The 24,477-nt window shown below is 38.2% G+C and carries 26 protein-coding genes; 11 read left to right on the top strand and 15 right to left on the bottom strand.

Going from position 1 to position 24,477, the window contains the following annotated elements:
* Positions 1 to 92: 92 nt before the first annotated feature.
* From MTO68_RS09630 to MTO68_RS09610, 5 genes are all read right to left on the bottom strand, one after another.
* A complete protein-coding gene (locus MTO68_RS09630) occupies positions 93 to 878 on the bottom strand; it encodes a M48 family metallopeptidase (RefSeq protein ID WP_004721143.1) in 786 nt (261 codons plus the stop codon).
* A gap of 111 nt (positions 879 to 989) precedes the next feature.
* On the bottom strand, positions 990 to 1,295 hold the full coding sequence (locus tag MTO68_RS09625; protein ID WP_239045800.1) for a hypothetical protein: 306 nt from the start codon (positions 1,293 to 1,295) through the stop codon (positions 990 to 992).
* A 140-nt stretch (positions 1,296 to 1,435) separates the two neighbouring features.
* On the bottom strand, positions 1,436 to 2,227 hold the full coding sequence (locus tag MTO68_RS09620) for a M48 family metallopeptidase (RefSeq protein ID WP_004820958.1): 792 nt from the start codon (positions 2,225 to 2,227) through the stop codon (positions 1,436 to 1,438).
* Positions 2,228 to 2,403: 176 nt separating this feature from the next.
* The gene (locus tag MTO68_RS09615) at positions 2,404 to 3,723 is read right to left on the bottom strand and encodes an adenylosuccinate synthase (protein ID WP_004721148.1); all 1,320 of its coding nucleotides are present in this window, start codon (positions 3,721 to 3,723) and stop codon (positions 2,404 to 2,406) included.
* A gap of 70 nt (positions 3,724 to 3,793) precedes the next feature.
* Entirely contained in the window at positions 3,794 to 4,960 is a 1,167-nt protein-coding gene (locus MTO68_RS09610; RefSeq protein ID WP_004820956.1) for an ATP phosphoribosyltransferase regulatory subunit, read from the bottom strand.
* Positions 4,961 to 5,276: 316 nt separating this feature from the next.
* Here MTO68_RS09610 and MTO68_RS09605 point away from each other — a divergent pair, with 316 nt between their 5' ends.
* Positions 5,277 to 5,786 carry a hypothetical protein gene (locus MTO68_RS09605; protein ID WP_244015741.1) on the top strand — a complete coding sequence of 170 codons (510 nt, stop codon included), beginning with the start codon at positions 5,277 to 5,279 and terminating at the stop codon, positions 5,784 to 5,786.
* Positions 5,787 to 5,857: 71 nt separating this feature from the next.
* On the opposite strand, the gene MTO68_RS09600 is transcribed toward MTO68_RS09605, so the two are convergent.
* Positions 5,858 to 6,400: a cysteine hydrolase family protein gene (locus MTO68_RS09600; protein ID WP_244015740.1), complete on the bottom strand. Its 543-nt coding sequence runs from the start codon at positions 6,398 to 6,400 to the stop codon at positions 5,858 to 5,860.
* A 124-nt stretch (positions 6,401 to 6,524) separates the two neighbouring features.
* Between MTO68_RS09600 and MTO68_RS09595 the strand changes: the two genes are divergently transcribed.
* Positions 6,525 to 6,935 carry an AsnC family transcriptional regulator gene (locus tag MTO68_RS09595; RefSeq protein WP_004820950.1) on the top strand — a complete coding sequence of 137 codons (411 nt, stop codon included), beginning with the start codon at positions 6,525 to 6,527 and terminating at the stop codon, positions 6,933 to 6,935.
* 37 nt (positions 6,936 to 6,972) lie between these two features.
* Complete coding sequence (locus MTO68_RS09590; RefSeq protein WP_244015739.1) at positions 6,973 to 7,545, top strand: RNA 2'-phosphotransferase; 573 nt, start codon at positions 6,973 to 6,975, stop codon at positions 7,543 to 7,545.
* On the opposite strand, the gene MTO68_RS09585 is transcribed toward MTO68_RS09590, so the two are convergent.
* Positions 7,542 to 8,003, bottom strand: coding sequence for an Lrp/AsnC family transcriptional regulator (locus tag MTO68_RS09585; protein WP_244015738.1), 462 nt, complete (start codon positions 8,001 to 8,003; stop codon positions 7,542 to 7,544). The genes MTO68_RS09590 and MTO68_RS09585 overlap by 4 nt on opposite strands.
* 151 nt (positions 8,004 to 8,154) lie before the next feature.
* On the opposite strand from MTO68_RS09585, the gene MTO68_RS09580 reads away from it, so the two are divergent.
* On the top strand, positions 8,155 to 8,898 hold the full coding sequence (locus MTO68_RS09580) for an AzlC family ABC transporter permease (protein WP_209826327.1): 744 nt from the start codon (positions 8,155 to 8,157) through the stop codon (positions 8,896 to 8,898).
* Positions 8,895 to 9,194, top strand: a complete 300-nt coding sequence (locus MTO68_RS09575) for an AzlD family protein (RefSeq protein ID WP_004721162.1) — start codon at positions 8,895 to 8,897, stop codon at positions 9,192 to 9,194. Before MTO68_RS09580 ends, MTO68_RS09575 begins: the two co-directional genes overlap by 4 nt.
* Before the next feature lie 49 nt (positions 9,195 to 9,243).
* Here the strand turns inward: MTO68_RS09575 and MTO68_RS09570 are convergent, their stop codons facing one another.
* Entirely contained in the window at positions 9,244 to 9,540 is a 297-nt protein-coding gene (locus MTO68_RS09570; RefSeq protein WP_347814812.1) for a hypothetical protein, read from the bottom strand.
* Between the two features lie 83 nt (positions 9,541 to 9,623).
* Positions 9,624 to 10,646, bottom strand: a complete 1,023-nt coding sequence (locus MTO68_RS09565) for a type I glyceraldehyde-3-phosphate dehydrogenase (protein ID WP_244015736.1) — start codon at positions 10,644 to 10,646, stop codon at positions 9,624 to 9,626.
* 136 nt (positions 10,647 to 10,782) lie between these two features.
* Between MTO68_RS09565 and MTO68_RS09560 the strand changes: the two genes are divergently transcribed.
* The 5 genes from MTO68_RS09560 (at position 10,783) to csrA (ending at position 17,167) form a co-directional block, all read left to right on the top strand.
* A complete protein-coding gene (locus MTO68_RS09560) occupies positions 10,783 to 11,586 on the top strand; it encodes a hypothetical protein (RefSeq protein WP_244015735.1) in 804 nt (267 codons plus the stop codon).
* Between the two features lie 29 nt (positions 11,587 to 11,615).
* Entirely contained in the window at positions 11,616 to 12,392 is a 777-nt protein-coding gene (locus MTO68_RS09555) for a hypothetical protein (RefSeq protein WP_244015734.1), read from the top strand.
* Between the two features lie 243 nt (positions 12,393 to 12,635).
* Entirely contained in the window at positions 12,636 to 15,329 is a 2,694-nt protein-coding gene (gene alaS / locus MTO68_RS09550; RefSeq protein ID WP_244015733.1) for an alanine--tRNA ligase, read from the top strand.
* Positions 15,330 to 15,392: 63 nt separating this feature from the next.
* Complete coding sequence (locus tag MTO68_RS09545; RefSeq protein ID WP_004721171.1) at positions 15,393 to 16,673, top strand: aspartate kinase; 1,281 nt, start codon at positions 15,393 to 15,395, stop codon at positions 16,671 to 16,673.
* Positions 16,674 to 16,915: 242 nt separating this feature from the next.
* The gene (gene csrA, locus MTO68_RS09540) at positions 16,916 to 17,167 is read left to right on the top strand and encodes a carbon storage regulator CsrA (protein ID WP_004721174.1); all 252 of its coding nucleotides are present in this window, start codon (positions 16,916 to 16,918) and stop codon (positions 17,165 to 17,167) included.
* Between the two features lie 79 nt (positions 17,168 to 17,246).
* On the opposite strand, the gene rnhB is transcribed toward csrA, so the two are convergent.
* Positions 17,247 to 17,816 carry a ribonuclease HII gene (gene rnhB, locus MTO68_RS09535; RefSeq protein ID WP_004820802.1) on the bottom strand — a complete coding sequence of 190 codons (570 nt, stop codon included), beginning with the start codon at positions 17,814 to 17,816 and terminating at the stop codon, positions 17,247 to 17,249.
* 249 nt (positions 17,817 to 18,065) lie between these two features.
* Entirely contained in the window at positions 18,066 to 18,443 is a 378-nt protein-coding gene (locus tag MTO68_RS09530; protein WP_004820799.1) for a hypothetical protein, read from the bottom strand.
* A 224-nt stretch (positions 18,444 to 18,667) separates the two neighbouring features.
* On the opposite strand from MTO68_RS09530, the gene MTO68_RS09525 reads away from it, so the two are divergent.
* Positions 18,668 to 19,219, top strand: a complete 552-nt coding sequence (locus MTO68_RS09525; protein WP_004721181.1) for a cytochrome b — start codon at positions 18,668 to 18,670, stop codon at positions 19,217 to 19,219.
* Positions 19,220 to 19,318: 99 nt separating this feature from the next.
* Here the strand turns inward: MTO68_RS09525 and MTO68_RS09520 are convergent, their stop codons facing one another.
* From MTO68_RS09520 to MTO68_RS09505, 4 genes are all read right to left on the bottom strand, one after another.
* On the bottom strand, positions 19,319 to 19,672 hold the full coding sequence (locus MTO68_RS09520) for a hypothetical protein (protein WP_034611944.1): 354 nt from the start codon (positions 19,670 to 19,672) through the stop codon (positions 19,319 to 19,321).
* 70 nt (positions 19,673 to 19,742) lie between these two features.
* Positions 19,743 to 20,744: an adenosine deaminase gene (locus tag MTO68_RS09515; protein ID WP_004721186.1), complete on the bottom strand. Its 1,002-nt coding sequence runs from the start codon at positions 20,742 to 20,744 to the stop codon at positions 19,743 to 19,745.
* Positions 20,745 to 20,865: 121 nt separating this feature from the next.
* Positions 20,866 to 22,185: an NCS2 family permease gene (locus MTO68_RS09510; RefSeq protein ID WP_004721188.1), complete on the bottom strand. Its 1,320-nt coding sequence runs from the start codon at positions 22,183 to 22,185 to the stop codon at positions 20,866 to 20,868.
* An 884-nt stretch (positions 22,186 to 23,069) separates the two neighbouring features.
* On the bottom strand, positions 23,070 to 24,467 hold the full coding sequence (locus MTO68_RS09505) for an efflux transporter outer membrane subunit (protein WP_244015732.1): 1,398 nt from the start codon (positions 24,465 to 24,467) through the stop codon (positions 23,070 to 23,072).
* Positions 24,468 to 24,477 lie beyond the last annotated feature (10 nt).

Here is a 24,477-nt window from a genome sequence, read left to right as displayed (position 1 = left end):
ACTGGTTTTAAAACACGTGTTGTTCTACATTGTTTTCAATAAAAAAGGATGCATAAGCATCCTTTTCTATTCGATAGGTTTTATCAAAAAACTTATCTTCCGCCTCGCGCAGTATAAACTGCCATTGCAGCAGGTAAATTCTTTTTCATTGCATTGATACGATTGACATCAGATGGATGTGTTGACAGTAATGCAGAACCTTTTCCTCCACCCTGTTTCGCCATTTTTTCCCACAAGGTAATTGCCGCTTGAGGATTATAGCCAGCTTTCGCCATCATCATTAAGCCGCCCTCATCTGCACGACTTTCTAAACTACGTGAGTATGGTAAGCCTACCCCGACTTGGCTTCCCAAATCGAGCGCCGCATTGCCTAATTCACCAATTTGGCTGCCTGCATAAGATTTACCAATACCAACTGCAAGATTGGTCAACGCTTGCGCACCTAATTTTTGTTTAGAATGTTCCTCTAAAGCATGGGTCATTTCGTGGCCCATCACCGCAGCAACTTCAGCTTCAGATAAATTGAGTCGATTTACAATCCCTGTGTAAAAAACCACTTTACCACCAGGTGCAACATAAGCATTGATTTCATCTGACTTAAGTACTGCCAATTGCCAGTCAAATCTTTGACCCGTTTGGTTCATTTGATCAGCAAAAGGTTTTAATCGAATAAATGCTGCATTCACTTTTTTATAAGTTGCAGAAGTTGTATCTAGAGTCTTATTCAAACGTGCTTCTTGCACTGTTTTATTAAAGCCTTGTGTTGCATTTAAATTAAGCGTTGCAGAATCAGCACCTGCCATATCCGCAATAGTTGAGCACCCTGAAATTGAAATGGCAGTCGCCGCACAAAGACTAAGCATTAATTTATTGTTCATTATAATCAACTCCATGGAGAACAAATAAAAGCATTGTGGATTATATGCAAATGTTACATAAGGATAAATCAATAAAATCCATTAATTCATATTAATTATGTAAGTGAAATATCACAAAAATTGAATTGCCAACCAATATATGAGACAAATTACATTCAGCGTCAAATATATGTTTTTCAATGGAATAATCTTTTGTTCTAAATATTGATCATTTCTTTTGATAAACAAAAATGCATTCTGGATCAAAATAATAGGAACCAGTACGCATGCAACCATCACACTCAGACCAAGCAATGCATTATTGATGATATTCAGATCATTGGTTTGAGCCTGAATAATCAGCATTGCGATCGTTGGAGCACCGCCCATAGCAAAAATCAGAGAATAAAATATCGTGCTCGATATATTCTTTTGCATCCTACAAACTCAATGTGTATCTAAAAATACATTTTAACAAGCTAAACTTGAAAACCTAGTCTAATTGATATCGACTTTAGTCTTTTTTAGCTGTAAATAAAAAGCCCGATTTACATCGGGCTTAGCGTTCTACAATCAAATTACTTTTTAATCACAGATTGATAGATTTGCTTTGCTTCAACCATGTTTTTGTTTAAATCTGAAATACGGTCGTTATTTGATGGGTGTGTTGAAGTGAACTTCTGTACTCCATTATTACTGCCGCCATCGATCTTGTTCATTTTTTGCCAAACACTGATTGCTGCTTCAGGATTATAGCCAGCTTTCGCCATAAGCATTAATCCACCACGGTCAGCAGATGACTCTAAACTACGTGAATATGGCAAACCTACACCATATTTACTTCCGATATCTAAAGCTTGAGTGCCGACTGAGCCCAATTTATCGCCCGCATAAGTTTTGCCCATTTTCACAGCAAAATCTGTAATTGCAGTTGCGCCAGCACCACGTTTAGAATGCTCTTCTAAGGCATGGGTCATTTCATGTCCCATAATGGCAGCAATTTCAGCATCAGTCAGTTTCAATTGATTGACAATACCTGTAAAGAACACAACCTTACCGCCAGGCATGACAAATGCATTGAGTTCATTGGATTTAAGCACGCTCAATTGCCAGTCAAATTTTTGACCCGTTTGATTTGCTTGATCAGCAAAAGGTTTCATCTTTAAGAAAACAGCATTGACTCGTTTATATGTTGCAGATGTTGTATCAAGTGCTTTTTGTGCCTTTGCATCTTCAACAAGAAGTTTATAATCTGCTGCTGCATTGAGGTTTAAAGTCGCAGAATCATTACCCGTTAATTCAGCAACAGTGGTACACCCTGTTAAGCCTATAGCCAACCCTAAGCCAAGTAATAGTTTCTTGTTAATCATTATTTTCACCAAATTTCATAGATCTTATTGCAAGCTTCAAAACGAAGCTCAGCTCTTAGCGGCTGAATTATGTTGTATTTTACAAAAAAAATCAAAATATAATCACACTTTATTTAAAACACCTAAAAAGAATAACAAAAAAAGCTCCCGAAGGAGCTTTTTAAAGATTGAATCAATTAAGCATCAAATGGATGACGCATCACAATTGTTTCATCACGATCTGGACCTGTTGAAATGATGTCGATAGGACATTCAATCAACTGCTCAATACGTTTTACATAGTTAATTGCATTTTGTGGCAATTGATCCAATGATTTCGCACCAAACGTAGACTCAGACCAACCAGGCATAGTTTCATAAATTGGTTTTAATGTTTCAAATGCAAGCGCATCTGTAGAACCCACACAACCTGAATCCGCAGCTTCATAACCGATACAGATTTTTACTTCTTCCAAACCATCTAAAACATCAAGTTTAGTTAAGCAAATACCTGATAATGAGTTTACATCTACAGAACGACGTAAGATTTCAGCATCAAACCAACCACAACGACGCTGACGACCAGTCGACGCACCGAATTCTGAACCCACAGTACCCAAATGTTTACCAACTGCATCGCCAACATCATTGGCAGCATCATAAACAAGCTCAGTTGGGAATGGACCTGCACCTACACGAGTTGTATAGGCTTTGGTGATTCCCAAAACATAGTCAAGATGCAATGGACCAAGACCTGAACCAGAACTTACCCCACCAGCAGTAGTGTTCGATGAAGTTACATACGGATATGTACCATGATCGACATCAAGAAGTGAGCCTTGCGCACCTTCAAACATGATGTTTGCACCATCTTTACGATAGTCATGCAATGTTGTAATCACATCTAAAACTAATGGCTTAACCACTTCGCGCCATTGATCACAAAGTGCCAACACATCTTCAACTTTAACTGCTTCAACACCGAAGAATTGAGTCAATTGGAAGTTATGGTATTCAAGAAGCTCTTCAAGCTGTGCTTTAAGATGTTCGCCACCACGAACTAAATCCGCAACACGGATCGCACGACGCGCTACTTTATCTTCATAAGCAGGACCAATACCACGACCTGTTGTACCGATTTTGGCATTACCACGTTTCTTCTCACGCGCTTGATCAAGTGCAATATGGTGAGGAAGAATCAACGGACAGTTTGGAGAAATACGCAGACGTTCACGAACGGGTACGCCTTCTTTCTCAAGAATATCCATCTCTTTGATCAATGCTTCAGGTGAAAGTACAACACCATTACCAATTAAGCAAAGTACGTTTTCACGTAAAATACCTGATGGAATGAGGTGAAGAACTGTTTTCTTACCACCAACGACGAGCGTATGCCCTGCGTTATGTCCGCCTTGATAACGTACTACCGCAGCTGCTTGATCTGTGAGCAGGTCAACGATTTTACCTTTACCTTCGTCGCCCCATTGGGTACCGAGTACCACAACACTTTTGCCCATAATAGCCTCATTACATCATGCTGTTAAAATAGAAAACCAAATCGAATGACATGAACATTCAATCTGATACTTAAATTGTTTCGATTTTCCACTCACCTGCAACATTCACCATCTGGTGGGTTGCATTTGGAACTGAGTTTAAATCGTCATTACCCAATAACTGAATTACACTTAAACCTTGTTGACGTGCTACGGCAATCGCATCCAGCAAAGTGGATTCGGTACCTTTCGGTGCAACCACTTTTTCAATCTGCTGACGTTGACCCGCACTTAAGGAATACAAGTCACAAGAAAAGCCTGTTGCAGGACGCGCGCGTCCAAAGTGTTCACCAATACCATCATAACGACCACCTTGTGCCAACGGTGCAGCACGGTTCGGTGCATACACGGCATACATTAACCCAGTGTGGTAATGGTACGAACGAAGCTCTACAACATCGATACCAATATTGAGTTTTGGCCAACGTGCTTGAATTTCTGTATATGTTGTTTTAAGTACCTCAAAAGCATTTTTAAATGCTTCATCAGCAAAAATCTCTGCGCTAATATTCGCTTGCAATGCATCCAGATCACTTGCATAACGACCTAAAGCATAAAAATCAGAACCGAATTCTAAATCTTGAGTGAATTCAGCAAGTTCTGGTAGTGCTTTGCGCTGATACAAATCAGATAAGTGGCTTTCTGTTGATTTGTTTAAACCCACATGTTTTACCAGACTTCTAAACAGTCCTACATGCCCTAAATCAAGATGGATACCATCAGCTAAACCCGCAGTATTAAGCAGATTGAGCATCACGTCGATCATTTCAACGTCTGCGTCAATACTGTCTGAACCAAATAACTCTGCACCTAACTGAAGTGGTGCACGCGTGGTATTAAAACCTTGTGGTTTAGTATGAAGTACAGTTCCTGCATAGCAGTAACGCGCCACACCTTGTACTTGATGTACATGGGCATCAATACGAGCCACTTGTGGTGTCATATCGGCACGCACACCAAGTAAACGACCTGAAAGTTGGTCGATGACTTTAAAAGTGGCTAAGTCTAAATCTTGATTCGATTCGGAGAGAGAAGAAAGAGATTCGATGTATTCGATGAATGGCGTATACACCAGCTGATAACCTCGTGATGCGAGGAAATCTAAAGCTTCACGGCGCAATTTTTCAATTACTTGCGCTTGCTCTGGTAATACATCAGCTACACCATCAGGTAATAACCATGTCTCTGAAATGGGCATGTTGTAAACCTAAATCCTGTCAGCGCGGAAGTAATCCGCATAAAAAAATCGGGAACACACCCGATTTCTCTTATTTTAGCACGATCATCTGCGCCATGCATTAATAAAATAACTTTTGATGCCTAGATAATTTGACCACTTATGCATAATTTAGGCAAAAAACCATCTATTACACACTATCCCACTTCAATTCTTTGTATTTATTTAACTTTTCACACAAGTGTTGATTGCTATTTGCGTTGTTGAAAATATAATTTATTCGTTTAGAAAAACAGCATCTATTTAAAGCAACTGAAATACTAAAAACTGGGGAAGTATGGAACTACATAGCAACTTATATTACACGCATCCAAATACGGAAATCATGCAAAAGCTAGGCCGTTTATTTCAAGAGCATCGCGGTGAACAAGATAGATTTATTGCTGTTGCAGTTGAGCTAAACTCACAATTGGGGCAAGAACTTGCAAAAGATCTTTTAAATACAGTTGACAATATTGAGTTTGATTTGGGTCCTGAATCATTACACGCTATTGCAGGCTATTCAGTTGCCCATTTTGTGCATGGTTCTTCGGGTGATGAGTTTATCGAAGCAATCCTACTTTTCTTAAAAGCATTGCTCCCTGAAATTCACACACTGGCTTGGGGTTGTGGAGATGATGACCCGTGGGAATTCTGGTTTAAATTTGAAGACGATGAATTGATTCGCGAAGATGATGAACCTTTCAATGATCCTGAACAAGATGACGAAATAAAATCCTCCATTTATACATGGTGGCATACAGGTTTACCTGAAAAAATCAAAGAAGGTTTCTTAAACCAAGCATAAATTTTTATTCAGATTTAAAGGGAAGTACAAAATCGAATCGCTGTACTTCCCTGTTATTTTGACTCTTTCAACTATTTTAAATAGCCCTCAATAGTGACCACTTGTGAAAACATTTGAAAGGCTGACAAACAGGCTGTTTGTACATCTTCTGCCTCAACCGTTCTGCCTGAATAGCTCAATGGACGCGTCGCTGTCGCATCTGCAATGATCGTCGGTTGATAAGCGAATTCTGCTGCTGCACGTGACGTCGCATCAACACACATATGCGTCATCATGCCACTAATCACCAATTTATCAACATTCAGTCGCTCTAATTCTGCTTTTAAAGTGGTTTGAAAAAAGCTATTGGGATAGTGTTTTTCAATCACAATTGAATCGGTCTTAACGCGTAAACCCGAATGTAGTGCTACACCCGACGTTCCTGCTTGAAAAAATGTAGCATTAGGTTGATTGGCAATATGCTGTATATAAATAATCGGCTGCTCACGCTTTATAAATAGATCTTCCAAACGATTGATGTGTTTTAAAGCCTGTTCCGCACAGAACAACTCCATCTTCCCTTGAGGAAAATAATCGTTTTGTACATCTATCACTAATAATGCTGTTTGACTCATGGTGTATCCCTAACCCTTGTGTTGATGTTTTTATAAGATTAATCAAAACAGCTGGCGATTTGCAGTCACTCATGAAAGAATAATCGATTAGAAACTTTCAAACTGAAAATTTGTTCAATTCACTATGTTGCCAAATGACCCAATTGATCTCAAAATTTTAAAAATACTAAAAACTGATTCTCGCTTAAGCAATAAAGAGATCGGAAAATTAGTACACCGTACAGGGCAAGCTGTAGGAAGTCGCATTGCGCGAATGCAAGATGAAGGAACGATTCAGAAATATACGATTACGCTACAGCATCAATCTACACAATTTATACGTGTGATGATGCAGAATAATGAATTTGAACAGTTTGAAGCATTTATCGCTCAATTTGAGTCAATTGAAAGTTGCTATAAAGTCTGTGGTTCCGCTTGCTATATGCTGGTTGCGCATTTTGATAGTCATGCAATCAATTTATTTATCGAGCAACTCTCTGAATGGGGACAATATTCAGTAGATAGTGTCGTAAGAGCAATTGAAACTCAGCCTTAATTTTTATACCCAAATCTAAATCATGTAAGAATAACAAATGAAATCTTCAGAAAAAACATTACGCGAACATAGTAAATTTCTAAGTTTAGTACTTCGACATCAACCAGAAACCATTGCAATCCAACTCGATTCCGAAGGCTGGACGGATGTACATATCCTTTTGCAGCAAATGATCAAACACAAAAGACCGCTTAAACTCGTAGAGTTGATCGAGATTGTTGAAAGCAGTGATAAAAAACGCTTCCAGCTCGCACCTGACCAAAGCAAAATCCGCGCAGTACAAGGTCACTCTAGTGCTCAAGTTCAACGTGAGTATGCTGCTATCACGCCGCCCGATACACTTTTTCATGGCACAGCAACTCGCTTTGTCGACAGCATTTTAGAAAAAGGCTTAATTTCAGGCGAACGTCATCATGTGCATTTATCTGCTGATTTAGTCACAGCACAAAAAGTGGGACAACGACATGGCAAAGTCATCATTTTCATATTAGACACCAAACAGATGCATCAAGATGGTTTCCGATTTTATTGTGCTGAAAATGGGGTTTGGTTGACGGAACAAGTGCCGATAAAATATTTAAAGTTATTCGAAAACGAATCAAAAAACTAATCCAGCGGTAAGGCTGTGGTCTGTTTAATCTTCTGTAAAGGGATTTCAGTTTTGACATTCTGGATCCCTGGAATTTTATTCAAATGATTAATTTGAAATTTACGATATGCCTCTAAATCAGAAACCACAATACGTAAGAAAAAATCACAATCACCTGCCATAAGTTGACATTCAACAATTTCAGAAATATTCATAATGCTTTCGATAAATTGATTGACCGCTTGTTCATCCTGACTCTTTAACCAAATTCGTGCAAAGACTGTCAAACTAAGATCTACTTTGTGTGGATTGACCAATGCAACATATTGGTCAATGACCCCCTCATCCTCCAGTTGCTTTACTCGTCTTAAACAAGGTGAAGCGGATAAACCTATCTGTTCTGCCAATTCATTATTTTGTAGTTTTCCATTACGTTGTAATGCACACAGAATACGCCGATCTATCTGATCCAATTTCATAAAATTATTTCTAGCAGATAAAACTAAAAAATAACATATTCCAGCAATAATATTGCAAAAATTATTTTACAGGCAGCAAGTTTAGCGAAATATAGCGAATCATTTGGCATAAAATAAAAATCACCTTGTTTTAGCGACCATTGAGCGACTCATGTTAAGTTTTAAGAACACTACGACTGAACTGACCTATTCAATTGAATTTAGAGAGTTTGTACGTGGGCTTAAAACCTCTATTCCAATGCTACTGGGTATTATCCCTTTTGCACTGGTTTTAGGAACACAAGCAGCGCAAAAAGGATTTTCTGCCTTAGAAGTTCCATTGTTAACAGGACTCAATTTTGCTGGTGGTTCTGAGTTCGCCATTATTGAAGTTTGGACGCAGCCTCCTCAATTATTGTTTTTAATTCTGATCACTTTTCTGGTCAACAGTCGCCATATTTTAATGGGCGCAAGTTTAGCACCCTATATTCGACATTTGCCCAATCGCAAAGCCCTTCCATTATTATTTTTTATGTGTGATGAGAGTTGGGCCCTTAGCATTACGGATGCACACAAACAAAACCCTCGCAATCCCTATGCAGGATTTAGTGTGTTTTTTTATATCGGCCTTTGTTTTGCGTTATATGTGATGTGGGTGGTTTTTACCACGATGGGAGTCGGCATTGGTTCTTTCCTTGGTGATGTCACAAAGTTTGGTTTTGACATGGCATTCCCCGCAGTTTTCCTGGTGCTTTTACGTGGAATGTGGAAGGGCTTTAAACCCGCTCTGCCTTGGTTGATTAGCCTGATCGCGGCAGCACTGGCCTATTATTATCTACCCAAAGGCTGGTATGTATTGATTGGTTCTATTTCAGGAATTTTTGCTGCTTTTTTACTGATTGGAGATGAAGAATGATTCATATGACGACATTCATCGCCATTGTTTGTGTAGGATTAACAACCTATTTAACTCGAATCTTAGGTTATTTACTGTTAAAAAATAAACACCTCAGCAAAAGAACCACGCGAATTTTACAGGTTATTCCCGGCTGTGTTTTGATTTCAGTGATTGCCCCCTACTTTGTTACGGACCAACCAGCCAACTTGATTGCAATTATCATCACACTGTTCGCAGCTTGTTATTTTTCATTATTGCCCACTGTACTGATCAGTATTATTGCAACAGGGATCTTGCGATACTTTATGCTTTAAGTGATCTGAATAGCCAATATCCCTGACTTGATGCAATTCAAAACCTCAATTAAGGTTTTGAATTTTGCTGTAATATTTTAATTAATTCAGCGTTTTGAAACTCAACTTGAGTCAAACGTGTTGAGGTATTGTCTAAAACTTGCTGCTGTACATGCATTTTTTTAGCCAAATCTTGCATAATTTGTAAGGTCTGTTTGAGATGTTGCTCTTGTGCATGGATCTGTTGCTCATGATTCTGCACATGCTTAAGCCATTCAAGGTTTTCTTTCTTTAACTTTCCCATTTGCCAAATCACAAACATCATGGCCAGATAAAGAATCACAATAACCAAATATATATAAAACATCATTCACCCCCAACAAAACACGTCAATCTTCGTCTCGATTAAACTCAAGTCATTAAAGTTATTTTAAAGTGATAAATATTAGATTAATAAAATGATTCACACAAATCTAGCAAGCGATTTGCATAGCCCCATTCGTTATCGTACCAAGCAAACACTTTCGCCTGTTGCCCCACGACCATGGTTTGAGTCAGATCAACAATCAGTGAATAAGGTGAATGATTAAAATCACTTGAAACCAATTGCTCATCTGTGACAGACATAATTTCAGCATAATCATATTTTGCTGCTTGAATTAAGGTTTGGTTAATTAAATGAGCTGTTACTGGCGCTTTAGCAATAAATGTTAAATCAATGGCGGCAACATTAATTGTTGGTACGCGGATTGAAAAACCATCAATACGGTTTTCCATTTTGGGCATGACTTGTTTTAATGCACCCAAAGCAGAAGATGTAGTTGGAATAATATTTTGTCCTGAAGCACGTGCGCGGCGTAAATCTCGATGTGCATGATCCAATACAGATTGATCCGCAGTGACCGCATGGATTTCAGTCATTAATGCACTGTCAATTCCAAATGCATCATCAATAATTTTGACCAAAGGAACTAAAGCCTGTGTGGTACATGACACACCCGAAATAATTTGATCACTAGCTTTAACATCATGATGATTTACCCCATAAACAATGGCAGCATCAACAGTATCAAAAGGTGCTGCACCGATAATCACGCGTTTTGCACCTGCTGTTATATGCTGCGTTGCAGCAGCTCTTGATCGAAACAGCCCTGTACATTCTAAAACAACATCAATATTTAAATCTTTCCAAGGCAATAATTCAGGATTGGCTTGTCTTAAAATTTGCACTTTCAGTTTAATTTGTCGCGCGTCAATCGACATATAAAGCTGTCCATGTTCTTGTACGATATTCACTGCACCGTCAAAGCGACCATGGGTAGTATCGTATTTAAATAAATGAACCAGCGTTTCAACATCTGCAATATCGTTAATGGCAACAATTTCAAAATGGAAGTTTTTCGGATTTTCAAACCAAGCGCGTAATACATTCCGTCCAATTCGCCCGAATCCGTTTATTGCCACACGTTGCATCAGATGTCCTTTTACAGCCAAACTACTTTATGCGCTATATGTTATAAGATTTAGCGTGACTACTGTTAGAATATGCTTTATTTAGTCATAAAAATTTCTCAAAAATAATTTTTTGATTCAGCTAGGATAAAAATAAATGTATCCATCCATTAAAAATATTTTTAAACTAAATCAATTATTTTATCTTTACTACATGATTTTACTAGCCTTTCTATATACACAACCAACACATGCACAAAATCTCTATTCAAACTGCTCAGAAACACTGACTCAACAACTCATTCAAAAATTCAACTTAAACACACAACAAAATTTAGATGCACGTTATCCTGTATTCCAAACCTGCTTAACGATCAGTAAACACCAACAGATTATTGCAATCAGCAATCCTGTTGCTATGCAATCTGACTTTGCGGATTATGATTTAAATTTATATTTGATCGATACCGCATCTTCAAAAATTTTAAATCATTATACTTATCCGAAAACCGTCTCTTCAGATGCCAGTCAGTTTGAAAATTTAAAATTTGATATCAATCCTTACTCTAAAACTCCTGATACTCATGTTATTGGATTGGCCTTAACTTATGGGCATTCTGGGGGAATGTATTATACAATTCGTGAATTAAAACTATTTCAAATCAATTCTGCTAAAGTTCAGCTCGTTTTAGATAATTTTATGACTAATTTTTCAGGTGGTAATACGCCGTCTATATGTGAAAATAATGCACAAACCGAGACTCAAATTTTGCTTAATCCCTTAAAACAGCAAAGTCATGGTTTAGCAGATATTCAATTAACTGAAAAATCCGAACGTATAACACTTGATGAGAAAAACTGTAAAACACACCGTATCGTCAAAAAACAAAACCATATTATGAAATTCGATGGGAAAAAATATCGTTTTAAACATCTTAAATTTTTAGACTTTGGAATTTGATTAAATTTTGCAATTAAAAAGGTTAGATCATGAAAAGATTACAAATTGTATTAAACACTGCACTGCTTTTGATTGCTGGAAATAGTTTTGCAGCACCTTACCAAACTTGCTCAGAACAATTACAAGACTCTTTAATTCAAAAATTTAAACTAACCAACCCACGTTTTGCCAATACTGAAGCCAAAACATATCAAAGCTGTATCCATTTAGACAATCAACAAAAAATTCAGCTTATTGCGATCAGTCAACCGATTGCTTATAAATCTTATGATGATATGGAACATGATCTATATTTATACTTAATTGATTCTTATCAGGGTAAAATTCTGCAAAAGTATAAAGCACCAGAAACTTTTTACTCAGATGCAGATCATTATGATGGTGCACAACTCCATACGACCCGTTTTTCAACATTAACTGATATTGATGTCGTGGGAATTGAAACTTCATCGTCGCATCAAGGTGGTTTCACTTATAGTCACAGTAATTTAACTTTATTTAAAGTTAATCCTAAACACCCCATTAAAGAAATTGGCGGTATCAGTATGAATGATAGCGGCGATGAACGAATTGGAAACTGTCCAGAGAATAGTAATTCAGAGGTCAGAAGTATCCTCATTTTATCAAATAAAACGACACATGGCTTACAGGACATGATTTTAAAAGAAACCAAAAACCAGACCAAAACCAACTATAAAACCTGCACTTCGGTGAAAAAACAATATAAGCAACAACAAACGCTTAAATTTAATGGTCAAGTATATAAATTTCAGCATCATAACTTTTTAAGTATTGATCCTTTTTAAGCAAGCTTAAATCCGATAATGGCAATGTGGCTATGTTTTAAATTTATACAACCAAAATTTACCCCAGACGAAAGTTGAAAATGTATAGAAATACCAATAATTCACCTTAAAATCATTGGTGGACACTACATTTTCCGTTATACTTTGGCGTTTTTAAAAATAAGCCCGTGTGGTGACTGAGCGCAAAAATCAGACTCAGCAACGCACTTTTAGCCAATACGAAAATTAAGGAGTGACTTGGTTGTGAGTACTCGTTTTATGACAACTGCTGAAATACGTGAAGCATTTTTGCGCTACTTTGAATCGCAAGGACATACACGTGTCGCGTCAAGTTCACTTGTACCTGCCAATGACCCTACTCTGCTTTTTACCAACGCAGGGATGAACCAGTTTAAAGACTGTTTCCTTGGATTAGAAAAACGTGACTATGTTCGTGCAACGACGTCGCAAAAATGTGTCCGTGCAGGCGGTAAGCACAACGACTTAGATAATGTCGGTTATACAGCACGTCACCATACATTTTTTGAAATGTTAGGTAACTTCTCTTTTGGTGATTACTTTAAGCGTGACGCGATTCGTTTTGCTTGGGATTTCCTTACAGGCGAAGAATGGTTAGCACTCCCTAAAGATAAATTATACGCCACTGTTTATCATTCAGATGATGAAGCGTTTGACATTTGGAACAAAGAAATTGGCTTAGCTGCAGATCGTATTATCCGTATTGGTGACAATAAGGGCGAAAAATACGCTTCTGATAACTTCTGGGCAATGGGTGATACTGGCCCATGTGGTCCTTGTTCTGAAATTTTCTTTGACCATGGCGATCATATTTGGGGTGGCTTACCGGGCACACCAGAAGAAGATGGCGACCGTTTTATTGAAATCTGGAACAACGTTTTCATGCAGTTTAACCGCACTGCTGATGGCGTACTGCATAATCTTCCTGCACCATCTGTAGATACAGGCATGGGCTTGGAACGTATTTCTGCTGTTTTACAGCATGTCAATTCAAACTATGAAATTGATCTGTTTCAAGACCTATTAAAGTCTGCTGCTGAAATTATTGGTGTTGATACATCTGAAGCGGTTGCAACAGCACAAGCAAACAATAAACCCATTGAATACCCTGCTTCACTTAAAGTGGTCGCAGACCATGCACGTTCATGCTGTTTCTTGATTGCAGATGGCGTTAACCCTTCAAATGAAGGTCGTGGTTATGTATTGCGTCGTATTATTCGTCGCGCAGTACGTCATGGCAATAAAATGGGCGCAACGGGTACATTCTTCTACAAAATGTTGCAACCTTTAATCGATGCCATGGGCACTGCTTATCCTGAGCTTGAACAACGTCGTAATGTGATTGAAGCAGCTTTGATTCGCGAAGAAGAATTATTTGCCAAAACGCTTGAACAAGGTTTAAAGCTGCTTGAAGGTGAGTTAGCCAACCTCAAAGGTAAAACCATTCCGGGCGAAACCGTCTTTAAACTTTACGACACTTATGGCTTCCCTGCTGATTTAACCGCAGATATCGCACGTGAACGTGAACTGGAAATTGACGAAGCTGGTTTTGAAGTTGAAATGGCAGCACAACGTCAACGTGCACGCGATGCAGGCAAGTTTGCTGTTGACTATAACAGCATTGTGAAAGTAGATAGCGAAACTCAGTTTGATGGCTATGAAGCAACTCAAGGTCAAGGTCAAATTATTGCGATCTATAAAGATGGCGTACAAGTTGATGAAGTCGTTGAAGGCGATGAAGCACTAATCGTATTGAACCAAACACCGTTCTATGCAGAAAGCGGTGGTCAGATTGGTGATACAGGTCTGTTCAAAAACGATACTGGTATTTTTGAAGTTCAAGATACTAAAAAATCTGGTGGCGCGTTTGTTCACCAAGGTATCGTGACAATGGGAAGCCTAAAAGCGACTCAAAATGTTGAAGCAATTGTAAAAGCAGATCTTCGTGAAGCAACTGCACGCAACCACTCTGCAACTCACCTTTTACATGCTGCTTTACGTCAAGTATTGGGCGAGCACGTACAACAAAAAGGTTCGTTGGTCGCTTCTGACATTTTACGTTTTGACTTTGCCAATGACCAACCAGTGACATTCGAACAAATTCAACAGGTTGAACGTATTGTAAACCGCGAAGTGATTGCAAACACCGCCGTTTCTACTGAACTTTTAGACATCGATGCTGCCAAAGAAAAAGGCGCAATGATGTTGTTCGGTGAAAAATATGGTGATGAAGTTCGTGTACTTTCTATGGGTTCAATCCAAGATGAGAAAAATTTCTCTATCGAACTTTGTGGTGGTATCCATGTAAAACGTACTGGCGATATTGGTCTGTTTAAAATCACTTCTGAAAGTGGTGTTGCAGCAGGTGTTCGCCGTATTGAAGCTGTTACAGGTACCAAAGCGCTTGAAATCGTTCAAAAATTTGATGCAGATATTTTGCATATCAACGATTTATTAAAAGCACAGAAAGATCAAACTGTTGAAAAAGTTCAATCAACGCTAGAAACAGCACATCAATTGCAAAAACAAATTGAGCAATTGAATCAAAAATTGGCGAATTTCCAAGCCTCTGATTTAATCAGTCAAGTGACGGAAATTGCGGGTCGCCAAACACTTATTGCCACAGTTCAAGGACAAGATGCGAAGTCTGTTCGTCATCTTCATGACAGTGTCAAATCAAAATTAGATAATGCAGTGATTGTGCTTGCGGCTGTAGAAGGTGACAAAGTTAGTCTTATCGCATCTGTAGCTAAAGATTTCACTGCAAATCTAAAAGCGGGTGACATCATCAAACACTTAGCAACTGAGCTTGGTGGTAAAGGTGGTGGTAAACCTGACTTAGCACAAGGTGGCGCGCCACTAAACGAGAAGTTTGAACAAGTGATGGCAGATTTAACTGCTTGGCTTGCTCAAAAATAATACTTCACCTTTTGTGTAACTGACCCTAATGCCGATTAGGGTCATGGCTTATATGGAACAACTATGGCATTAATCGTTCAAAAATATGGCGGTACTTCTATGGGTACTCCCGAGCGCATTTTAAATGTTGCTCGTCGTGTAAAGCGTTGGCATGACCACGGCCACAAGGTTGTAGTGGTTGTATCCGCAATGAGTGGTGAAACAAACCGCTTATTGGCTTTAGCGAAAGCCATTACCGAAACCCCTGATCCTCGTGAACTAGACCAAATGGTGTCTACGGGTGAACAGGTAACGATTTCAATGTTAGCAATGGCGCTCAATTCAATTGGTGTTGAAGCTAAGTCACTCACAGGTCGCCAAGTCGGTATCAAAACTGACAGCGCGTTTACCAAAGCCCGTATCGAATCTATTGATACAGATGTGATGACAAATCATTTGGATGCAGGTCGTGTCATTGTTGTTGCAGGCTTCCAAGGTTTCGACATTGATGGCAATACAACAACTTTAGGCCGTGGCGGTTCTGATACTTCTGGTGTTGCACTTGCTGCGGCATTAAAAGCAGATGAATGTCAGATTTATACAGATGTGGATGGGGTTTATACCACTGATCCCCGTGTTGCACCTAAAGCAAAAAAAGTTGATCGTATTTCATTTGAAGAAATGCTTGAAATGGCATCTCTCGGTTCTAAAGTATTGCAAATTCGTTCTGTTGAATTTGCAGGAAAATACCAAGTGCCTTTACGCGTATTATCAAGTTTTGATAATGACAATGATGGCGCATTCGACGAAGATTTCAAAAACAATGTCGGAACACTAATCACTACTGAAGCGGAAGACAATATGGAACAGCCAATTATTTCTGGTATCGCATTTAACCGTGACGAAGCTAAATTAACAATTTTAGGTGTACCTGATGAACCAGGTATTGCGTCTAAAATCTTATCGCCTATTGGTGCTGCAAACGTTGAAGTGGATATGATCATCCAAAACGTTGAAGAAGATGGCACAACTGACTTCACTTTTACCGTGAATCGTGGTGAACTTAAAAAAGCCAAAGCAATCCTAGAAGAAACGGCTACAGCGATTGGTGCGCGTGAAGTTGCTACGCGTGATGACATTGTTAAAGTGTCGATTGTTGGCGTTGGTATGCGTTCTCATGCAGGTGTTGCAAGTAAAATGTTTACTGCACTTGCAGATGAAGGGATTAATATCCTGATGATCTCGACTTCTGAAATCAAAATTTCTGTGATTATTGAAGAAAATTACTTAGAACTTGCGGTTCGTTCACTCCATACAGCCTTCGGTTTAGACCGTGAACATGGCGAATCGAGTGCGCGTGCATAATTTTTGATCAAATATAGCTACTTATTCGCTGTTTTGACCAAGAAAAAATCAGAGCCACTATAGTGTTTTCTATAGTGGCTCTGTTATATTAGTTTTGAGGTTTTAGAGAAATTTCAATAGAGCAATGTGAAAATGAAAAACTTGTCACATTATTCTGTTAAAATTATCGGTGCTATTTAAAGTTGTGTTTTCTAGTTTTTAGAAATTCATCGCAGGTTTAGCGTTTAAGCAAGGAGATAAACATGCTGATTCTGACCCGCCGTGTCGGAGAAACTTTGATGATTGGGGATCAAGTCAGTGTTACTGTGCTTGGTGTTAAAGGCAACCAAGTTCGTATTGGTGTAAATGCCCCAAAAGAAGTTTCTGTGCATCGCGAAGAAATTTATCAACGTATTCAACATGAGCGTGCTATGCACGAGCATTTGCAACATATTGATCAAGATTATCAGCCTTCTTTTGAAGATGATAATTCGCAAAACACCTATAATCGTTAAGATTATAGTGGTTTTGGAAACTAAAGCGGCTTTTAAGCCGCTTTAAATTTTTATTGATCAGTAAAAAACATCATCCGTTTTATTCAAGACCTAGTGCTTTTCTGACTGGTGAATAGCTACGACGATGTTGATCAATCACACCATGTTCAGCAATGGCTTCAAAGTGTGCTTTGGTTGGATAACCTTTATGTTTTGCAAAACCAAATTGCGGATATTGTTTATCTAATTCAACCATTTCATGATCACGCGTTACTTTGGCCAAAATACTTGCCGCACTGATCTCAGCATGTAAAGCATCCCCGCCTACCACCGCATCACAGCTCATGCTTAAGCCTTTAGGAACTTTATTGCCATCTACAAGCACATGTTCTGGTACCGTTTTAAGTGCCTCTACAGCACGTCGCATCGCCAATAATGAAGCTTGTAAAATATTCAGTTCATCAATTTCTTGATGTGTTGCTTCAGCAATTGCCCAAGCAATCGCTTTTTCCTGAATTTCAATGAATAACTTTTCACGTTTTTTTTCAGTTAATTTTTTAGAATCATTTAAGCCTTGAATTGGCTTGTTTGGATCTAAAATTACTGCAGCCGCGACCACAGAGCCAACCAATGGACCTCGTCCTGCTTCATCTACACCAGCAACTAACATTTTCTTTCCTATCATAAAAGAAGCTCAACAGGTTTTATCTGAGTTTATACATCATCATCTTGAAATGATGACAGATTGAAAGCCCTTTTCTTTGTACATAAATTCAATCGGCTGATCAAAATTTAGAATATTTTGCTTCATGTGAATGACGCCATATAAAGAAAACAGCATCACTCCTAAGACCATGAATTTATCAATATAGAAAAATCTGTATCAATAAATTCATATGTCTTTGATACTTTAATGCAATTATCTCATCGCTTCCGCAACACATGCATTAATTGTTTTTGTCACCACATTTGAAACAATCGTAGCACGTGCTTGAGGGTCTAAAGCAGCTGTTGCCAAATCTACAGTGCTGACACTTTGTGGTGCTTTTTCACTGACACAACCACAAATTTCACTTTGTACATTGTTTTTCTGATCTGCAGTCATGACTTTTGTTGCAGTCTTCCAAGCAGGTAAATTATTCAGTTCAGTTGTGCATTTCGCATTGATCGCAATTTTAAGCGCAACACCACCTAACTGCTGAGTTGTTGACGCTGCTGCAGCACCTGTTGGGTCATTGGTCGCGCAAGCCGATAGAGCTAAAGCGATTGAAGCAAGAAAGACAACGCGTTTTTTCACAATTTTTTCCTTTTTATGAGATAAAGCTGGACTATTTTGCCTAAACTTATACTTGGATTAAACTAAAAATTTGAATAATCACCTCATTAGACGCTAAATGGATAAATATTTCACAATTATTGCTTTAAGCGTTGCAAATTTAAAACAATACGTTGAGTTTTTAGAACTGATTTCTTTTAATAAAATCCATATTATAAGCACTAAATTAAATCGGAATCTGTGTCATGCAACAAAAATCACAATACTATACAAGGACAGCACAATGGTTGCATTGGATTATGGCAATCATCTTTATTACCGCTTGGGTCATTGGTTTTTATAGTGGCAATTTTTTAAGCTATGATGTCGATGGGCCGTTTAAAGGTGATGTCATTACCTTACATAAGAATATTGCATCGGTGATTATCTTTTTGGTGATTATCCGCATCTTTTGGCGTTACACCCACCCTGCACCTGAACTACCTGAAACCATGTCACCATTGATGAAAACTTTGGCTCATTTAGGTCATTTGGGTTTATATTTCATGTTATTGGCATTGCCAATCACAGGATGTTTATTTAGCTGGAGTGCTGGTCATCCCGTACCAGTATTGTACTTATTTGAGATTCCAAGACTTGTACAAGATAACCCCGATTTAACAGCGATTGTAAAACCTTTACATATTTATATTTCATGGGCTGCAGGCTTACTTCTTGTCGGACATGTTCTGGCCGCGCTCAAACACCATTTCATTGATAAAGACAATGTATTGAAAAGTATGACACGACAAGGTTAGTCGAATATAAATTAAAAAATCTAGCAAGGCACATCAAAACGGTGTGCTTTTTTATATTTTTATTGTGGTTTAAATTTATGCTGCTTAAATTCTAGATCTTTACTTTAATGCTTCCTTTGCACAACCTTTTAAACTATTCATCACCGCTTGTTGAATCAACTTATTTTTTGCAGCTTCATTAAACGTTGCCATAACCAGCTGTTTAGCAGGGACATCATTCAAAGCATTCTCACTGACACAGCCACAGATTTTTTGCTGTGCATGTTGCTGTTGTGCAGCTGTCCATAAAAATGAGGATACTTGCCAAATCTTTGACGCTTTTAATTCACTGGCACACTGCTGTTCGATTAAAGGTTTTAACATCTTATGCGTAATCGTTTCTGTACTTGAATCAGCACATGCAACAGTCACAGGTAAAATAATGAATAAGGTTAAACTTGTTAAAAATTTCATTCTATTTTCCTCATGAAAAAAAAGCAGTGTTCACACACTGCTTTTATAGGCTTAAAGAATATAGCTTGATTTAAGCCAATTGATCAATTTGATTGTTCCATTTTTGCTTTTCTTCATTTGAAATAAATGATGCTTCAAATGAATTTTTTGCCAATTGCTTTAACTCTGTATTGGAAAGATCTAGCGCTTCAGCAATCGAAATAAAATTATCATTCATATAGCCACCAAAATAAGATGGGTCATCTGAATTGACAGTCACATGTACACCTTTTTGCAATAAACGGTGAATATTATGCTGTGCCATATCATCCACCACACATAATTTTAAATTGCTCAGTGGGCAAACAGTCAAAGGCATCTTTTCTGCAATTAAACGTTGCATCAGTGCTGGGTCTTCTTCTGAACGCACCCCGTGGTCAATACGGTTTACTTTTAATAAATCTAAAGCTTCCCATACATATTCAGCAGGCCCTTCTTCTCCCGCATGCGCAACCACCAAGAAACCTTCTTTACGTGCTTGAGCAAAAACTCGTTCAAACTTAGCTGGTGGATGCCCAACTTCGCTTGAATCTAAACCTACAGCAATAATTTGATCTTTATATGGCAAGGCTTGCTTTAACGTTTCAAATGCTGCTTCTTCACTTAAGTGACGTAGGAAACACATGATCAAATGAGAGCTTATACCCAACTTTGTTTGAGCATCATCGCATGCGCGCTGTAAGCCATTGATCACCGTTTCAAAGGCAACCCCACGGTCGGTATGTGTTTGTGGATCAAAGAACATTTCAGTATGTACAACTTTATCCTCTGCACATTTTTCAAAATATGCCCAAGCTAAATCATAAAAGTCTTGTTCATTGATCAGTACATTGGCACCTGCATAATAAATATCAAGGAAAGACTGTAGATTATGAAAGTTATATGCTTGTTTGACTTCTTCTACAGATTTATACGGGATATCAATTTGATTACGCTGAGCTATCGCAAACATCAGCTCAGGCTCAAACGTGCCTTCGATATGTACATGGAGTTCTGCCTTGGGTAAGGCACGAATAAGTTCTAATCTATTCACGTTTTTCCTCAAACTTATTAAATTAAATTTCAATCATCCAAATCGCTTGGATTCATTTCAATCTGATTAAAACAAAAAAGGGTGCAAACTTGAGTTTACACCCTTTTCTTACTTAAATTTATTAACCACCAAATGCAACGAATTTAATCACCCAGAGCACAGCAATGATCCAAACCATATATGGAACTGTTTTGGCTTTACCTGTAAATAATTTAACCAATGCATAGCTGATAAAGCCCATTGCAATACCGTCTGCAATAGAATAAGCAAATGGCATAAATACAATGGTTAAAAATGCTGGAACTGCCTCGGTAATATCATCCCATTCAATATTGATGATGCCTTGAATCATCAACACACCAACGAATAATAATGCTGGAGCAGTCGCAAATCCAGGAACAGATTGAGCCAGTGGTGCTAAAAATAAACACGCTAAAAATAAAATACCGACAACAACTGCAGTTAAACCTGTACGACCGCCTGCAGCAACGCCCGCAGATGACTCAATATAAGGCGTTGTTGATGATGTACCCAAAGCAGCACCGGCAACAATTGCAGTTGAATCTGCAAATAGCGCTTTTTTCAAACGTGGTAATTTACCGTCTTTCAATAAGCCAGCACGATGTGAAACCCCGACCAATGTTCCTGTTGAGTCAAATAAATCAACCAAGAAAAATACGAAAATCACGCCGACTAAACTTACCGTAAATAAGTTTTCAAAATTCATTTGCATGAATGTTGGTGCAATAGAAGGGATTGAACCAACAACCCCTTTAAATTCATTTAAACCTAAAGCTGTTGCAATACCAGTGATTGCTAAAATACTGATAATAATTGCGCCACGAATTTTATAGTGGTGCATAATCACGATCAGGAAAAAACCCAATAAAGTCAGTAAGACTGTAGGTTGTTTTAAATCACCCAAACCCACCAAAGTTGCTTGATTTGCAACAATAATGCCTGAGTTTTTCAATGCAACCAGTGCAAGGAATAATCCAATACCACCACCGATTGCAAATTTCAATGACATTGGAATCGCATTGACAATGGCTTCACGGATTTTAAACATGCTAATTGCGATGAAGACAAGTCCGGAAACAAATACAGCAGCCAAAGCGGTTTGCCATTCAACGCCCATACCTAAACAAACGGAATAGGTAAAATAAGCATTCAGCCCCATACCTGGTGCAAGTGCAATCGGATAGTTTGCAACAACCCCCATGACCAAACAACCAATCGCAGCGGCCAAACACGTTGCCACAAATACGGCGCCATGATCCATACCTGTTTCTGAAAGAATCAATGGGTTAACAATGATGATGTAGCACATTGTTAAAAATGTCGTTAAACCTGCCAGTATTTCGGTTCTAAACGTTGTTTTGTTTTCGCTCAGTTTAAATAAGCGTTCAAGCAAACCCGCTGAAGGATTTGGATTCGTCATTGTTGAGCCCCTGTTAAGTTTGAGCTATTCGTTGATAAAATCGAGTTCATTTAAAAAAATGCTAAATGCCGTCAATTAAGGCCATAATTCAGCATTCAATAAACATACCAAAATGACATTTCCGATAAAAAACTTGAATTAAAAAAGCTGCAGATTAGCAGCTTTCGTTTTCTAGAAGGTTTAACGGTCGTTATCGATTACATATTACAAATTATAACATACAGTTTAAATAATTTTATCAATCTGACGCTTTTAGTCATCCAATTCATGTGAACTCAGAAGTTTAATGCTTTAAGGATATACAGTGCCTAAATCAAATCACAGTATTACTTACTTTGAGATGATTGTGATTATTAGGATTAGACTCAATTTTCCGAATGGTTAAATTCGCATCTTTGATAATATCTTGCATTTCTTGTTGTTTTTTTTGTTGCGAATCGACATAAGAAAAATAGCCTAGAAATATCACACTACTCAACACGAAAAAAGTTACAAGCTTTACCATTTCAAAATCAAATCAAGGTATAAATTTCGCTGATTATACACATAAACGTGACATAAATAACACTTTAACAATAAAATTGTCTGACAAATCACAAGTATTAACTTGCGCTTTCATAGTGCATACTAAATTTTAGAGCCTGCTATACATCTAAAATGGTGCTATTTATTTTAAATAATGATTAAAAAACAACATTAAACTTAATCAATCAAAGACAGCTTTTAAATACATAAAGTTTTCAATAACAATAGCTTAGACGGCTTAGCTTACACACTTTAAAATGCATGTAAGCTTTTAAAGTGTGTAAGCTTTTAAATCAGTAATGTTTAAATACGCTATTCAAAGATTTAAGCCAAGTCACTTAAGTTTTTACATCGTGCCTTCAACTTATATTGCCACCTAAGGCTGCAATCAGTTGGGCTGTATTTTTTAACTGCAACTGCTTGAGCTGTAAAGTTGCCTGTTCCGCCTGTAAGGTTAAATTCTGTGCTGTAACCACCTCTAAATAACTGACTAAGCCGGCATTATAGCGACGAGTTACAACTTGTTCATTTTCTAAAGCAAGTTTAAATAGTTGAGCCTGCTCAGATTGTTGCTGTTTAAAACTGGATGACTGTAAAAGCGCGTCTTCCACCTCTTTCCAGCCCGTTAAAACAGCCTGTCTATACGCTGCTGCTTTTTCAGCATAACTCGCTTGTGCTTGTGCAATCTCAGCCTTACGTTTTCCACCGTCAAATATCAATGCCGTTGTTTGTAAGCCCGTTGACCACAAATACTGTGGTGCTTGAAACAGTTGACTCAACACGCGGCTATTTAATTCACCGGTTAAACCAATACTGAGATCAGGTAACCATGCTGTTTGAGCCAAGCCCAATTGGGCATGTGTTGCCGCCAATTCACGTTCAGCACGGATTACATCAGGACGCTGGATCAGCATCCGACTTGGTAATTGAGTGGGTAATAGTGGAACTTGAAAGTGCTGTTCCTGTTTGGCCAATTGAAATTGAGCAACTGTTTTACCTTGTACCACAGCTAAAATATTTTCTTGTAAATCACGTTCCCGCTGGGTTTCTATCTGCTGGATTTGCACTTGCTTGAGCTGTGTTTCAGCCTGTATCACATCCGCGCGCGCGATCATCCCTGCAATATATTGGTTATTTAAAATTTTGACGGAACGCTGATAACTGTGTTGGGTTTGTCGTAAAACATCTAATTGTGCATCCAGTACTCGGATATTCCAATAGGTTTCTGTGCCCAATAATTGTTGATTGAGTTTAATTGCGGCTAAGTCAGCCTGTGAAGCCTCTAAATTTGCCTGTTGCCCTTCAATCGCTTTAGCGACTCTGCCCCATAAATCAGGAATCCAACTGACCTGAACACCCGTCGTAAATTGGTTGTTTGGCGTACTGTCCTTTGTTCCACTCCGTTGTGCAGAACCATTTAACTTTAAATTTGGCAAACGGTTAGCGCGTTGCTGCTCAAGTAAGGCATTGGCTTGTTGATAGCGTGCTTCAGCTTGTTTCAGACTCAAATTTTCTTGATTCAATTGTTGCATCAATTGACTGAGAATAGGATCTTGAAAGATTTCCCACCAAGTGTTGGCATTGACGTCTAAGCTCGAGGTTTTTTTCCAATTTAGAACAGCATATTTATAATGATCATCCGTTTGAAGGACTGGCACTTTATATTCAGGTGGATGCAACACAACAGTAGAATTGCATGCAGTCAATATCAAGAACACACTAAGGCACATGACATTTTTAACGATTAAACTCTGCATTATATTTTCC

The organism is Acinetobacter sp. NyZ410 (assembly GCF_022828975.1).
Taxonomy (GTDB): domain Bacteria; phylum Pseudomonadota; class Gammaproteobacteria; order Pseudomonadales; family Moraxellaceae; genus Acinetobacter; species Acinetobacter guillouiae.
This window is presented reverse-complemented; position numbering and strand designations above follow the sequence as displayed.

Excerpts from the sequence above, each read along its gene's own strand:
- MTO68_RS09525 (WP_004721181.1), top strand. The coding sequence starts at position 18,668 with ATGCAACAAAAATCACAATACTATACAAGGACAGCACAATGGTTGCAT.
- MTO68_RS09520 (WP_034611944.1), bottom strand. The coding sequence starts at position 19,672 with ATGAAATTTTTAACAAGTTTAACCTTATTCATTATTTTACCTGTGACT.
- csrA (WP_004721174.1), top strand. The coding sequence starts at position 16,916 with ATGCTGATTCTGACCCGCCGTGTCGGAGAAACTTTGATGATTGGGGAT.
- MTO68_RS09625 (WP_239045800.1), bottom strand. The coding sequence starts at position 1,295 with ATGCAAAAGAATATATCGAGCACGATATTTTATTCTCTGATTTTTGCT.
- MTO68_RS09555 (WP_244015734.1), top strand. The coding sequence starts at position 11,616 with ATGAAAAGATTACAAATTGTATTAAACACTGCACTGCTTTTGATTGCT.
- MTO68_RS09595 (WP_004820950.1), top strand. The coding sequence starts at position 6,525 with ATGTTGCCAAATGACCCAATTGATCTCAAAATTTTAAAAATACTAAAA.
- MTO68_RS09505 (WP_244015732.1), bottom strand. The coding sequence starts at position 24,467 with ATGCAGAGTTTAATCGTTAAAAATGTCATGTGCCTTAGTGTGTTCTTG.
- MTO68_RS09615 (WP_004721148.1), bottom strand. The coding sequence starts at position 3,723 with ATGGGCAAAAGTGTTGTGGTACTCGGTACCCAATGGGGCGACGAAGGT.
- MTO68_RS09585 (WP_244015738.1), bottom strand. The coding sequence starts at position 8,003 with ATGAAATTGGATCAGATAGATCGGCGTATTCTGTGTGCATTACAACGT.
- MTO68_RS09610 (WP_004820956.1), bottom strand. The coding sequence starts at position 4,960 with ATGCCCATTTCAGAGACATGGTTATTACCTGATGGTGTAGCTGATGTA.
- MTO68_RS09510 (WP_004721188.1), bottom strand. The coding sequence starts at position 22,185 with ATGACGAATCCAAATCCTTCAGCGGGTTTGCTTGAACGCTTATTTAAA.
- MTO68_RS09580 (WP_209826327.1), top strand. The coding sequence starts at position 8,155 with ATGTTAAGTTTTAAGAACACTACGACTGAACTGACCTATTCAATTGAA.
- MTO68_RS09575 (WP_004721162.1), top strand. The coding sequence starts at position 8,895 with ATGATTCATATGACGACATTCATCGCCATTGTTTGTGTAGGATTAACA.
- MTO68_RS09600 (WP_244015740.1), bottom strand. The coding sequence starts at position 6,400 with ATGAGTCAAACAGCATTATTAGTGATAGATGTACAAAACGATTATTTT.
- MTO68_RS09560 (WP_244015735.1), top strand. The coding sequence starts at position 10,783 with ATGTATCCATCCATTAAAAATATTTTTAAACTAAATCAATTATTTTAT.
- MTO68_RS09605 (WP_244015741.1), top strand. The coding sequence starts at position 5,277 with ATGGAACTACATAGCAACTTATATTACACGCATCCAAATACGGAAATC.
- MTO68_RS09545 (WP_004721171.1), top strand. The coding sequence starts at position 15,393 with ATGGCATTAATCGTTCAAAAATATGGCGGTACTTCTATGGGTACTCCC.
- MTO68_RS09620 (WP_004820958.1), bottom strand. The coding sequence starts at position 2,227 with ATGATTAACAAGAAACTATTACTTGGCTTAGGGTTGGCTATAGGCTTA.
- MTO68_RS09630 (WP_004721143.1), bottom strand. The coding sequence starts at position 878 with ATGAACAATAAATTAATGCTTAGTCTTTGTGCGGCGACTGCCATTTCA.
- MTO68_RS09590 (WP_244015739.1), top strand. The coding sequence starts at position 6,973 with ATGAAATCTTCAGAAAAAACATTACGCGAACATAGTAAATTTCTAAGT.
- MTO68_RS09570 (WP_347814812.1), bottom strand. The coding sequence starts at position 9,540 with ATGTTTTATATATATTTGGTTATTGTGATTCTTTATCTGGCCATGATG.
- MTO68_RS09565 (WP_244015736.1), bottom strand. The coding sequence starts at position 10,646 with ATGCAACGTGTGGCAATAAACGGATTCGGGCGAATTGGACGGAATGTA.
- rnhB (WP_004820802.1), bottom strand. The coding sequence starts at position 17,816 with ATGTTAGTTGCTGGTGTAGATGAAGCAGGACGAGGTCCATTGGTTGGC.